A 12,576-nucleotide genomic window follows, 5' to 3' on the forward strand; every position below is an offset into this window, starting at 1 on the left:
GCAGCCGCCGATTCACATAGGAGACTAGTCATGCAAGGTGTTGCACAGCGACAAATCGAAGCATTGCTCGCGAAATATTCCGAAAGTCATCTCAACCCGACCAACGAAGTGATCCACTTCGTCTGCATCCCGCTGATCGTCTTTTCCTTCCTCGGTATGCTGTGGGCCGCTCATCCGCTGGCCGCACTGGCAGTGACTGTGGTCAGCCTCATTTATTACGTGCGGCTTTCGGTGCCGTTCGCTTTCGGCATGCTGCTCATGTCGGGCGTGATGCTGTGGATCCTGTCCATTCTGCCGCAGGCGTGGATGCTGGAAATCTCGCTCGGTATTTTCGTCGTCGCCTGGATCGGGCAGTTCATCGGCCACAAGATCGAGGGCAAGAAGCCGTCCTTCTTCGAAGACCTGCGCTTCCTGCTGATCGGGCCCTTGTTCGTGCTCAGCTTCCTTTACCGTCGCTTCCGTATCTCTTATTAGGGCCTCACGGTACTCCATGCCGCGTCGGCAAACACTTCGCGATACGCCCTGATATCCGTCTTCGCCCGTCCGGACAGCCAGAGGCGGGCGTAGTCGTGGGCCGGCCCGGTGATCAGCGACGCGTACAGTTCTTGCGGCACCTTCTTCAGATCGCCGCGTGCGACAAAGGGCTGGAACCAGGCGAGGATTTCCGTGAACTGCTTGCGGGTCCGCTCCTTCAGCTCATCGGCCTTTTCGGTCTTCGCCAGCACGCTCCGGTTGTACAGGATGAACCGTGCCTTGTCCGGATTGGCCGATACCCAGTCGATATAGGCGTAAGTAATCGCTTTCACGCCTTCCTCCGCCGTGCGCGCCTTCGTCAGCAACGACTGCTGATATTCATGATGCTCCGCCAGCGCCTCGACGTACAGCGAGGCGGCGATGGCCTCCTTGCTCCCGAAGTGGTGGTACATGCTCCCGACGCTCGCCCGGGAGCGTTCCCGGATCATGTCGATGGTGGTGGCCTCGACCCCGTTTTCCGTGAAGCAGGCGAGGGCGGCGTCGAGGATTTCCTGTTTTCTGTTTTTCCTGGTCGTGGTCATGGCATCCCAGTCGTTTGACTAGAATTATATTCTAGAATAGTATTCTAATGGCTCCGGCGGCATGCCGGGCACCCGCGCACCTTAACAACAATTCACGATCAGGCAAAGGAGAAGGCAATGAACCAGACTCTCGGCATGTACAGGCAGATGGGCAACGAGGCGTTCAGCAAGGCGGTCACCAATTTCGCGCCGTATTTCTCGACGATCGACCCGCAGTTCACCGAACTCCGCCCGGGCTATGCCGAGGTGACATTTGCCAACCGCCGCGAAGTTCATAACCACCTCGGTACGGTCCATGCGATTGCGCTGTGCAACGCCGCCGAGCTCGCTGCCGGCACGATGACTACCGTTTCCATTCCTGATGGCCGCCAGTGGATCCCGGTGGGCATGAGCGTGCAATACCTGGCAAAGGCCAGGACCGACATGCGTGTTGTCGCCGACGGCGCCTCCGTCGACTGGGAGCAGACTGGCGATGTCCAGGTGCCGGTCGACGCTTTCGATGCAGAAGGCAAGAAGGTCTTCACCGCCACGATCACCATGAACCTGAAGTGAGGCAGGCCGGGTACAGCAAGCCAAGGAGATGAGGATGGAACCGATCACAATCCGTGCCGACGATGGTTTTGAACTGGCAGCGCGCCGGTTTGCACCGGCGGGCAAGCCGCGTGGCGTTGTCGTGCTGTCGAATGCGATGGGCGTGAAGCAGGACTTCTATTTCCCGTTCGCGCAATTCCTCGCCGAGCAGGGGTATGCCGCGCTGACATTCGACTACCGGGGCTCCGGCGCGTCGATTCCCGAGCGCTTCCGGCGCTCCTTGCGCGGTTTTGACGCCGATCTGTTCACCTGGGCCGGGCGGGACTATAACGCCGCGCTGCGGGCGGCGAAGGCGTGGCAGCCGGAGGTGCCGCTGCTGGTGGTCGGGCATTCGCTTGGCGGACAGCTTCCGGGCCTGCTGCCGGACCGGCAACTGATCGACGGCATCGTCACCGTTGCCTGCGGCAGCGGCTACTGGCGGAAGAATTCCCCGCAACTGCGCCGCATGGTCTGGTTCATGTGGTATTTCGCCGTGCCGCTGTCCACGCGGCTGTTCGGCTACTTTCCCGGCAAGAAGGTGAAGATGGTCGGCGACCTGCCCAAGGGGGTGATTTTCCAGTGGGCGCAGTGGTGCAAGAGTCCGCACTACGTGGTCGACCGCAAGGGTAATCCTATTCGCGCCGGCTACGACGAGATCCGTGCGCCGATCCTGGCGATGAGCTTCACCGACGACGAGATGATGAGCCGCTGGAGCATCGATAGCCTGCACGGAAAATACCGCAATGCGCCGGTCGAGCACCGCTACATCGCGCCGCAGGACGTGCAGGCGATACGCGTCGGGCACTTCGGTTTCTTCCGGCCGGAATTCCGGGAGACGCTGTGGCGGCAGGCGCTGGAGTGGATGGAACAGCGGGCGCCGCGGTCGACGCATATCGTGTAGGGAGCCCAGCGCACTCCAAAGTAAAAACGGGCTGCCTGGATGGGCAACCCGTTTTTTTGATGCGTCGCCGGATTACTTCACCGCCAGCAGCATCTCATTCAACCGTTTCACAAATCCCGCCGGATCGGCGAGCGTGCCGCCTTCCGCCAGCGCAGCCTGGTCGAACAGGATGTGCGACCAGTCGCCGAACTTCGCCTCTTCGTACTTCAGGCGCTGCACCAGCGGATGGTTCGGGTTGATCTCGAGGATAGGCTTGCTCTCCGGTGCGTTCTGACCCGCGGCCTTGAGCATGCGGATCAGGTTGCCCGACAGCTCGTGCTCGTCCGCCACCAGGCAGGCCGGCGAATCGGTCAGGCGGAAAGTGACGCGCACTTCCTTGGCCTTGTCGGCCAGCGCAGTCGTCATCTTCTCGACCAGGTCCTTGTATTCGCTCTCGGTCTTTTCGTGTTCCTTCTTCTCGGCTTCGTCTTCCAGCTTGCCGAGGTCGAGGTCGCCCTTGGCCACCGACACCAGCTCCTTGCTGTCGACGTCGTGCAGGAAGGACAGCATCCACTCGTCGACGCGATCGGTCAGCAGCAGCACTTCGACGCCCTTCTTGCGGAAGATTTCGAGGTGCGGGCTGTTCTTCGCGGCTGCATAGTTGTCTGCCGTGACGTAGTAGATCTTGTCCTGGCCTTCCTTCATGCGGCCGATGTAGTCGTCAAAGGAGACGTTCTGCGCATCGTTGTCATTGTGCGTGGACGCAAAGCGCAGCAGCTTGGCGATGCGTTCCTTGTTGGCGTGGTCCTCGCCGATGCCTTCCTTGAGCACCTGGCCGAATTCCTTCCAGAAGGTGTCGTACTTGTCCTTCTGTTCCTGTTCGTCGCTGTTGGCCAGTTCTTCCAGCAGGCCCAGCACGCGCTTGGTCGAGCCTTCGCGGATGACTTTCACGTCGCGCGATTCCTGCAGGATTTCACGGGACACGTTCAGCGGCAGGTCGGCGGAGTCGATCACGCCCTTCACGAAGCGCAGGTAGACCGGCATCAGTTGCTCGGCGTCGTCCATGATGAACACGCGCTTGACGTAGAGCTTGATGCCGCCGCGCTTGTTGCGGTCCCACAGGTCGAAAGGCGCGCGCTTCGGGACGTACAGCAGCTGGGTGTATTCGCTGCGGCCTTCGACGCGGTTGTGGGTGAAGGCGAGCGGGCCTTCGAAATCGTGCGAGACGTGCTTGTAGAACTCTTCGTACTGCTCGGCGGTGATGTCGTTCTTGCTGCGGGTCCAGAGGGCGCTGGCCTGGTTCACCGTCTCGAACTCGTCCTTGACGACGGTTTCCTTCTTTTCGTCGTCCCACTCTTCCTTCTTCATCAGGATGGGCAGCGAGATGTGGTCGGAGTACTTGCGGATGATGGACTTCAGCTTCCACACGGAGAGCAGCTCGTCCTCGCCTTCGCGCAGGTGCAGGGTGATGTCGGTGCCGCGCGACGGCTTGTCGATCGGCTCGACGGTGAAGTCGCCTTCGCCGCCCGATTCCCAGCGCACGCCTTGCTCGGCAGCCAGGCCGGCGCGGCGGGTCTCGACGGTGATCTTGTCGGCGACGATGAAGCCGGAGTAGAAGCCAACGCCGAACTGGCCGATCAGCGCCGCATCCTTTTGCTGGTCGCCCGACAGGCGGGAGAAGAATTCCTTGGTACCGGATTTGGCGATGGTGCCGAGGTGCTCGATGGCTTCCTCGCGGCTCATGCCGATGCCGTTGTCGGAAATGGTGACGGTGCGGGCGGCCTTGTCGAAGGTGACCTTGATCTGCAGTTCAGGGTCGTTCTCGAACAGCGCGGCATTGTTGATCGCCTCGAAGCGCAGCTTGTCTGATGCGTCGGATGCGTTGGAGATCAGTTCGCGCAGGAAGATTTCCTTGTTGGAGTACAAGGAATGAATCATCAATTGCAGGAGCTGCTTGACTTCGGCCTGAAAACCCAGGGTTTGCTTTTCGGCTACGACCATTTTTACCTCTAGAGTCTGTTGAAGGGTTGCGATTGCAAGTCTTCCGGACGATGTCTGGAAGACAACTCTAGCGATATGGGGATGGCCGGCCGGATTTCAAGGCCGGAAACAGGGTTATCTTCGGATGTTCCCGATTTCCCGCTCCAGGAAGCGCAACAGGCCGACCTCGCCGGCACTGGCCACATTCATCCGCATGCGGGTCGACGGCAGCTGGCTGGGCGAAAACAGGCTGCCCGGCGCGAGCAGGTAGCCTTCCTGGACCGCCTTTTCAGCCAGCACGTTGGTGTCCACGCCGGTATCGATCCAGACGAACATCCCGGCCGGCGTTGTGATATCGGCCTTCAGCCCGACCCGCTCCAGTTGCTTGATCGTCTTGTCGCGCACCGCATCGAGCTTGCCGCGCAGCCGGTCGACGTGCTTGCGGTAATGGCCTTCCGACAGGATCTTGTACACCGTGCGCTCGCCGATGTCGGAGGTGGTCAGCGTCGTCAGCATCTTGCGGTCCGCCAGCCGCTGCGCCATTTCCGGCGAGGTGGCGATGAAGCCGACGCGCAGGTTGGCCGCCAGCGTCTTGGAAAATCCGCCGAGGTAGATCACCCGGTTCAACTGGTCCAGCGAAGCGATGCGAGTCGCCGGCTGCACGCTGCTGCCAGGGTGCAGGTCGCAGTAGATGTCGTCCTCGACGATGGTGATGTTGTGCTGCTCGGCGATCTTCAGGATCTGGAAGGCCTTCGCTGCCGACAGGGAGGTGGAGGTGGGGTTGTGCAGCACCGAATTGATGACGTAGAGCTTGGGCTTGTGCAGTTCGGCCAGTTCCGCCAGTTTCGCGATGTCCGGTCCGTCGGGCAGGCGCGGGATGCCGACCACCTTGGCGCCGAGCGTGGCGAAGGAGCCGAACATCAGGAACCACGCCGGATCGTCGACGAAAATCGTGTCGCCCGGCTGCGTGAAATGGCGGGCAATGAGGTCCAGCCCCTGGGTGATGCCGGAGGTTGTCACGAACTGTTCCGGCGCGGCCGCGATTTCCAGTTCTGCCAGCTTCAGCTGTAGCTGCTGGCGCAACAGCAGGGAGCCCTGGGGATTGCCGTATTGCAGGAGCAGGCTCTGGTTCTGCCGGCTGATCGCACGCAATGCATTGGCGACCAGTTCGCCATCCAGCCAGTCGCTTGGCAGCAGGCCCGAGCCGGGCATCTTTTCCGGCGGGTGCTGGCGGAACATGTTGCGGACCAGCCAGACCACGTCAAGATGCGGCGGCATGGTATCTACCGCGCGCGGCGCACTGCTTGCCACCATGGGCGACCGTTCCCGCACATAGAATCCCGAGCCCCGCCGCGACTCGAGATAACCCTTCGCCACTAGGCGGTCGTAGGCCTCCACGACCGTAAAGCGCGACACGCCGTAGGTCTCGGCGTACTGGCGGATGGACGGCATGCGCGCGCCGCTGCGCAAGAGCTTGTCATCGATGCGCGCTTCGATGGAGCGCACGATCTGGTCCACGAGCGATTCGCCGCCCTCGCGCGACAGGACTTGCGGCGCGGCGATGCTGAATTCCGCGGTGACACCTTTGCGCATGCTGGCTGTATTGGTCATTTTGCCGTGACAGTGGTTGGAATTATTTGAAAAAGTGTACTGGTACTGTACTGGTAATGTCGTTTAGGATAGTTCAACACGTGAAAAACTTCAATCTCATGGAGACCCAATGAAAACAATCGGCCTGCTGGGCGGCATGAGCTGGGAATCGACGGTTCCCTACTACCGCATCATCAACCGTACCGTGCAGGAAAAGCTGGGCGGATTGCATTCGGCAAAACTGTTCCTGTACAGCTGCAATTTCGAGGAAATCGCGCAATTGCAGCGTGCCGGTGCGTGGGACGAGGCCGCCAGCCGGCTTGCCCGCGCGGCAAAGTCGATGCGAGCCGCAGGCGCCGACTTCCTGGTGGTGTGCACCAACACCATGCATATCGTCGCCGACAGGATCGAAGCGGAGGCGGATATCCCTCTGTTCCACATCGTCGAGCCGACGGCCGAGGAAATCCGCCGCAGCGGCCTGAAGAAGGTCGGGCTGATTGCGACCGGCTTCACGATGGAAAAGGACTTTTACAAACAGCGCATGCGCGAGCGTCATGGCATCGAAACGATCGTTCCGGACGAGGACGACCGCGCCGTGGTGCACAAGGTGATCTACGAGGAACTGTGCCGCGGCATCGTGCGCGACGAGTCGCGCGAGGCGTATCGCAAGGTCATCCGGCGCTTGGTGGGGCAGGGGGCGGAAGGCATCATCCTCGGGTGCACCGAGATCTCCATGCTGATATCGCCGGAAGACTCGCCTGTCCCGGTCTTTGATACGACGGCCCTTCACGCACGCAAGGCAGCCGAATACGCACTCGGAACCCTGGAGTAGTCATGGAAACCCTGCTTCCGCTCGCTACCTTCGCCTTCGTGTCGTCGATCACGCCGGGGCCCAACAACATCATGCTGACTTCGTCGGGCATCCTGTTCGGTTTCGTCCGGTCTATTCCGCACATGCTCGGCATCACCTTCGGCTTCGGCGTGATGCTGGTGCTGTGCGCTGCGGGCATCGGCAGCCTGGTGCTGGCCGTCCCCGCGATCCATGTGGTGCTCAAGTCGCTCGGTTCCGCTTACCTGCTGTACCTGGCTTGGCAACTGCGCAGCATGGCCTTCCGCCAGGATGCCGATTCCACTGCGAAGCCGATGTCATTCCTTGGCGCGGCACTCTTCCAGTTCGCCAATCCGAAGGCATGGGTGATGGCGGTGACCGGCGCTTCCGCCTTCCTGCCGCTGGTGCAGCCGGTGTGGTTTGCGATTGCCTTGTTCTGCCTGGTGTTCTGTGCAATCAACCTGCCGTGCGTAGGCGTATGGGCGGGAACCGGCGCGGTGCTGCGCCGTTATCTTGCGCAGCCGCTGTGGCAGCGGCTGTTCTGCGGCGCGATGATGGTGCTGACCGTCTATTCCGCGATTGCAATCTGGATGTAGGGGCGCGCAATGAGCACAAGCTTGACGCAGGAAACACGAGGCATGTGGCTGGGAACGATAGGCGTGGCGATCTTCAGCCTGACCCTGCCGTTCACCCGCATGGCGGTGGAGGAGTTGAATCCGGTGCTGGTGGCGCTCGGGCGTGCGGTGGTGGCCGCCGCGGCTTCCGCTGCCTTGCTCTGGTGGATAGGCGCGCCGCGGCCGACGCGTTCGCAGTTGCGCGCGCTCATCATCACCTCGCTCGGCGTCGTCGTCGGTTTCCCGGTGTTTTCATCGATCGCGATGCGCTATGTCCCTGCGTCACACGGCGCCATCGTAGTGGGCATACTCCCGCTTGCCACCGCCCTGTTTGGCGCGCTGCGTTTCGGCGAGCGGCCTTCGGCGGGCTTCTGGATCGCCGCACTCATCGGCAGCGGCATCGTCGTCGGGTTTGCACTCTGGCAGGGCGGCGGGGCCCTGCATCCTGCGGACTTTGCCCTGTTTGCAGCGACGATTGCTGCTGCAATGGGTTATGCCGAAGGCGGCCGCCTGTCGCAAACCATGGGCGGGCAGCAGGTCATTTCCTGGGCACTGGTGCTGTCCATGCCGGTGTTGCTGCCGGTAACGGTCTGGCTCGGCTGGAACTATGGCGTGACGGCATCCGCCAAGGCGTGGATAGGATTCGGCTATGTCTCCCTATTTTCGATGTTTATTGGGTTCTTCTTTTGGTATAAAGGGCTGGCGTTGGGCGGCATCGCCCGCGTCGGGCAGGTGCAGTTGCTGCAACCTTTCCTGACGCTGGTCGGTGCGGCCCTGATCCTCGGCGAAGCGCTCGATGCGCGCAACTTCCTGTTCGCGGTGGCTGTGATCGCGGTCGTCGCGATTGGCCGGCGCACATCGGTGAAGCGTTAAAATCGTCATCCCTTATTCCAATCCATCAGGAGAACATCTTGTCCGTTTACGAAAAACTGAAAGCCCTCAACATCGAACTGCCTGCGGTCGCCGCACCCGCCGCGTCCTACGTCATGTTCGCCCAGACCGGCAACACGGTGTTCCTGTCCGGCCACATCGCCAAGAAGGACGGCAAGCCCTGGGTCGGCCAGCTCGGCAAGAACATGGCGACCGACGAAGGCAAGCTGGCCGCGCGCGCCGTCGCCGTCGACCTGATCGCGACCCTGCAGGCCGCCTGCGGCGGCGACCTCAATCGCGTGACACGCATCGTCAAGGTGATGAGCCTGGTGAACTCGACCTCCGAATTCACCGAACAGCACCTCGTCACCAATGGCGCATCCGACCTGATCGGCGAAGTCTTCGGCGAGAAGGGCAAGCATGCGCGCTCCGCCTTCGGCGTGGCCCAGGTTCCGCTCGGCGCCTGTGTCGAGATCGAACTGATCGCCGAACTTTCCTGATCCGTTACAAGGACAATCGCCATGCAGCAGCGCCGCTTCCGCCAGGTCGATGTATTCACCGCCGAACCGTACAAGGGCAACCCGGTTGCCGTTGTGCTTGATGGCGACGGACTGAGCACGGCGCAGATGCAGGCGATTGCACGCTGGACCAACCTGTCCGAAACGACTTTCGTCTGCAAACCCGAGCACCCGGATGCGGATTACCGGCTGCGTATCTTCAATCCGGCGAATGAAATGCGCTTCGCGGGACATCCGACGATCGGCAGCGCACATGCGATGCTGTCGTCCGGATTCGTCCCGAAGCGCGCCGGCGTGCTGGTGCAGGAATGCGGTGTCGGGCTGGTGCAGATGCGGACTGGCGAAGGCGGCATTCGCATTGCCTTGCCGCCCGCGCAGTTCAGGCCGGTGGACAAGGAAACGCGCGCGCTGGTGGAGGAAGCATTGGGCGCATCGCTGCTGGAAGACCCGGTCGTCGTCGATCCCGGTGTCGCCTGGCTGACCGGGCAGGTTGCGAGCGGCGAATTGCTGCGCAGCCTGCGCCCGGACATGAACCGCATCGGCATGGCGACGACACGCGCGGGCGCAAGCGGGCTGAACATCTTCGGTTTCGACGGTGTGGGTGTCGAAGTCCGCTCTTTTGCACCGACCGAAGGTACGCCGGAAGATCCGGTATGCGGCAGCGGCAACGGCGCGGTGGCCTGTTATCTGCGCGAACGGCGCGGCCCGGTCGATTACCGCGCACGGCAGGGACGCTGCGTGGGCAGTGACGGGCATATAGGGATTGCCTACGAAAATGACACGATCTGGCTCGGCGGTTTGGCGGTAAACTGCATCGAGGGACAGATCACCGCCTGACCGGATAATTCTTCATTTCAACAGACCCAGACATGGAAACCTTCCAACCGCCATCCGTTGCATCGCTCGACCATATCCTCCCGCAGGAACCTCTGCTGATGATGGGCGCCGGCCCCGTGCCGATTCCGCACAAGGTCGCCTACGCCAACTCCATCGTCATCAACCACCTCGGCGAGACGATGAACAAGGTGATCGAGCAGGTGAAGGAGATGGGCCGTTACGTCTTCCAGACCTCGTCGCGCCATGTGCTCGGCGTCGCCGGTCCGGGATCGGCGGCGATGGAAATGGCGATCTGCAACCTGGTCGATCCCGGCGCCAAGGTGCTAGCGGTATGCAACGGTTACTTCAGTCGCCGCATGGCGGAAATGGCGACGCGCATCGGCGCACAGGTGACGACGCTCGACGTACCCGACAACGAAGCCGCCGAAGTGGAAGCGGTCGAGCAATACCTCAAGCAGGGCGATTTCCAGACGCTTACCATCGTGCAGGGCGAGACGTCGAACACCGTCTTCAACCGCAATCTCGAAGCCATTGCGCGCCTTGCCAATTCCTATGGTTGCATGGTGATTGTCGATGCCGTCTGCACGCTGAGCACGATGCCGCTCGAGATGGACCGCTGGAAGGTCGACGCCGTGATCACTGGCGGGCAGAAGGGGTTGTCTTCGATCCCCGGCGTGTCGCTGCTCGCATTCTCCGAGAACGCATGGCAGCGTATCGAGGCGCGCAAGAAACCGATCACCCACTGGTGCCTGGATGCGCTGCTGGCGGACAAGTTCTGGAACCAGAAGTCCTATCACTACACCGCGCCGGTGTCCGGCATCCTCGCACTGCACGAGGCATTGCGCCTGGTCTGCGAAGAGACGCTGCCGCGGCGCTTCCATCGCCATGAACTCTGCTCCAAGGCGCTGCAACGCGGTATCGAGGCAATGGGATTGGACCTGCTCGTGCCCGAGCGCGTCCGGCTGAACTCGGTCATCGGGATCACCGTGCCGGCAGGGATTTCGGCCGACGCCGTCCGCACCCACATGTCGCGCGTGCATCGCGTCGAGATTTCCGGCTCCTTCGGCCTGAATATCGTCCGTATCGGCCAGATGGGCGAGCAAAGCCGCGCGCACAACCTGTTCAGGACGCTGCATGCCTTCGGTTCGAGCATGCAGTATGCGGGCGCCTCCCTCGATCTCCCGGCAGGCATCGCAGAGCTTGAAAAAGGCCTGTCTGAAAAGTTTTCAGCATAGGCTTGTGCAGCAATACGCAGGTAAAATCGAATATTTCGGCCGGCATGTATCCCATGCCGTCTTTTAGCAGGTGCGCCACAAGCGTGCTGACATAACAGGCGTACAACGCCATTCAACCAGTGAGACAAGTATGAAAATGGAAAATCCTACCCCCATCCAATGGCAATTCTCCGAGCGCGCACAACAGCTGCAAAGCTCGGTCATCCGCGAAATCCTCAAGGTGACGGTCCGTCCCGACGTGATTTCTTTCGCGGGTGGTTTGCCGTCGCCGGAAACCTTCCCCGTGGAGCGCATGCGCGCTGCCTTCGACACGGTATTGTCGAACCAGGGCAAGGTCGCGCTGCAATACGGCCCGACGGATGGCTATGGTCCGCTGCGTGAATGGATTGCCGGCTCCCTCTCCACCGATGGCGCGAAGATCGTGCCGGAACAAGTGCTGATGGTCTCCGGTTCCCAGCAAGGTCTCGACCTGCTGGCGAAAGTGCTGATCGATGAGGGCAGCAAGGTCCTGGTCGAAACGCCGAGCTACCTCGGCGCGCTGCAGGCCTTCTCCGTCTATCGTCCTGAATTCGTGTCGGTGCCGACCGATGACCATGGCCTGATTCCGGAACAGCTCGCCGGCGTGGCCCAGGGCGCACGCCTGCTGTATGCCCTTCCGAATTTCCAGAACCCGACCGGCCGTTCGCTCTCCGTCGAGCGCCGCGCCGCGCTGGTCGAAACCTGCGCACGCCTCGGCCTGCCGCTGATCGAGGACGATCCGTACGGCGCCCTCAGCTATCGCGGCGAGCCGCTGCCCAAGATGCTGACGATGAACCCGAACGGCGTGATCTACATGGGTTCCTTCTCCAAGGTCCTGACGCCGGGTATCCGCCTCGGCTACGTGGTCGCTCCAGTGCCGCTGATCCGCAAGCTGGAACAGGCCAAGCAGGCTGCCGACCTGCACACTGCCCAATTGACGCAGATGGTTGTCCATGAAGTGGTCAAGGACGGCTTCCTGAAGGAGCACATCCCCACCATCCGCAAGCTGTATGCGGACCAGTGCGAAGCGATGCTCTCGGCACTCGCCGAGTTCTTCCCGTCGTCGGTCACATGGACGCGTCCGGAAGGCGGCATGTTCATCTGGGTCACGCTGCCGAAGCACATTGACAGCATGAAGCTGCTCGACGAGGCGATTGCACAGAATGTTGCCTTTGTTCCGGGTGCGCCGTTCTACGCCAATGCGCCGGAGAAAAATACTTTGCGCCTCAGTTTCGTCACCGTACCTCCGGCCAAGATCCGCGAAGGTGTGGAGAAGCTGGGCAAGCTGATCAGTTCCAAACTTTAAACTTGGCTGAAAGGGGCCGTGCGTATGGAGTACGGCCCTCACTTTCATTTCCCGTAGCTGCGCAGAGGCGTTACTCGCGCGGGAATTTCACCGCTCGTCATTGCATATCTGACACCGCAGCCGGAAGAGATTGCCCGTTGGTAATTGCTTTGGTATAACGATATTTTCGTTCCAGCCTTGCAATGCCGCGATGCCTTATCTTGTTTGCAACTGTCCACTGTGCGCATCGGCTGCAAGCGCCGGCTCAAGTGTTTCATCCACTCCGCTAGCAGGA

The 12,576-nt window shown here is 61.4% G+C and carries 13 protein-coding genes; 10 read left to right on the plus strand and 3 right to left on the minus strand.

The window, feature by feature from the left end; translation table 11 throughout:
• Positions 1–30: 30 nt before the first annotated feature.
• Entirely contained in the window at positions 31–474 is a 444-nt protein-coding gene (locus tag AC3WOY_RS19710; RefSeq protein ID WP_492426807.1) for an Mpo1 family 2-hydroxy fatty acid dioxygenase, read from the plus strand.
• On the opposite strand, the gene AC3WOY_RS19715 is transcribed toward AC3WOY_RS19710, so the two are convergent.
• The gene (locus AC3WOY_RS19715) at positions 471–1,055 is read right to left on the minus strand and encodes a TetR/AcrR family transcriptional regulator (RefSeq protein ID WP_492426809.1); all 585 of its coding nucleotides are present in this window, start codon (positions 1,053–1,055) and stop codon (positions 471–473) included. The genes AC3WOY_RS19710 and AC3WOY_RS19715 overlap by 4 nt on opposite strands.
• Before the next feature lie 117 nt (positions 1,056–1,172).
• On the opposite strand from AC3WOY_RS19715, the gene AC3WOY_RS19720 reads away from it, so the two are divergent.
• Together AC3WOY_RS19720 and AC3WOY_RS19725 are read left to right on the plus strand one after the other, a co-directional pair.
• A complete protein-coding gene (locus AC3WOY_RS19720; RefSeq protein ID WP_492426811.1) occupies positions 1,173–1,607 on the plus strand; it encodes a hotdog fold domain-containing protein in 435 nt (144 codons plus the stop codon).
• Positions 1,608–1,641: 34 nt separating this feature from the next.
• Positions 1,642–2,526: an alpha/beta hydrolase family protein gene (locus AC3WOY_RS19725; RefSeq protein WP_492426813.1), complete on the plus strand. Its 885-nt coding sequence runs from the start codon at positions 1,642–1,644 to the stop codon at positions 2,524–2,526.
• A gap of 72 nt (positions 2,527–2,598) precedes the next feature.
• On the opposite strand, the gene htpG is transcribed toward AC3WOY_RS19725, so the two are convergent.
• Together htpG and AC3WOY_RS19735 are read right to left on the minus strand one after the other, a co-directional pair.
• Positions 2,599–4,506 carry a molecular chaperone HtpG gene (gene htpG, locus AC3WOY_RS19730; RefSeq protein WP_492426815.1) on the minus strand — a complete coding sequence of 636 codons (1,908 nt, stop codon included), beginning with the start codon at positions 4,504–4,506 and terminating at the stop codon, positions 2,599–2,601.
• 114 nt (positions 4,507–4,620) lie between these two features.
• On the minus strand, positions 4,621–6,096 hold the full coding sequence (locus AC3WOY_RS19735) for an aminotransferase-like domain-containing protein (RefSeq protein WP_492426817.1): 1,476 nt from the start codon (positions 6,094–6,096) through the stop codon (positions 4,621–4,623).
• Positions 6,097–6,205: 109 nt separating this feature from the next.
• On the opposite strand from AC3WOY_RS19735, the gene AC3WOY_RS19740 reads away from it, so the two are divergent.
• The 7 genes from AC3WOY_RS19740 (at position 6,206) to AC3WOY_RS19770 (ending at position 12,302) form a co-directional block, all read left to right on the plus strand.
• A complete protein-coding gene (locus tag AC3WOY_RS19740) occupies positions 6,206–6,907 on the plus strand; it encodes an aspartate/glutamate racemase family protein (protein WP_492426819.1) in 702 nt (233 codons plus the stop codon).
• Positions 6,908–6,909: 2 nt separating this feature from the next.
• On the plus strand, positions 6,910–7,500 hold the full coding sequence (locus AC3WOY_RS19745) for a LysE family translocator (protein WP_492426821.1): 591 nt from the start codon (positions 6,910–6,912) through the stop codon (positions 7,498–7,500).
• A 9-nt stretch (positions 7,501–7,509) separates the two neighbouring features.
• Positions 7,510–8,391, plus strand: a complete 882-nt coding sequence (locus tag AC3WOY_RS19750) for a DMT family transporter (protein ID WP_492426823.1) — start codon at positions 7,510–7,512, stop codon at positions 8,389–8,391.
• Between the two features lie 38 nt (positions 8,392–8,429).
• Positions 8,430–8,888, plus strand: coding sequence for a RidA family protein (locus AC3WOY_RS19755; RefSeq protein ID WP_492426825.1), 459 nt, complete (start codon positions 8,430–8,432; stop codon positions 8,886–8,888).
• A gap of 21 nt (positions 8,889–8,909) precedes the next feature.
• The gene (locus AC3WOY_RS19760; protein WP_492426827.1) at positions 8,910–9,743 is read left to right on the plus strand and encodes a PhzF family phenazine biosynthesis protein; all 834 of its coding nucleotides are present in this window, start codon (positions 8,910–8,912) and stop codon (positions 9,741–9,743) included.
• A 32-nt stretch (positions 9,744–9,775) separates the two neighbouring features.
• Complete coding sequence (locus tag AC3WOY_RS19765; RefSeq protein ID WP_492426829.1) at positions 9,776–10,978, plus strand: pyridoxal-phosphate-dependent aminotransferase family protein; 1,203 nt, start codon at positions 9,776–9,778, stop codon at positions 10,976–10,978.
• Between the two features lie 130 nt (positions 10,979–11,108).
• Positions 11,109–12,302 carry an aminotransferase-like domain-containing protein gene (locus AC3WOY_RS19770; RefSeq protein ID WP_492426831.1) on the plus strand — a complete coding sequence of 398 codons (1,194 nt, stop codon included), beginning with the start codon at positions 11,109–11,111 and terminating at the stop codon, positions 12,300–12,302.
• The last annotated feature ends 274 nt before the right edge of the window (positions 12,303–12,576 follow it).

The organism is Noviherbaspirillum sp. FW303-A3, from assembly GCF_058788695.1.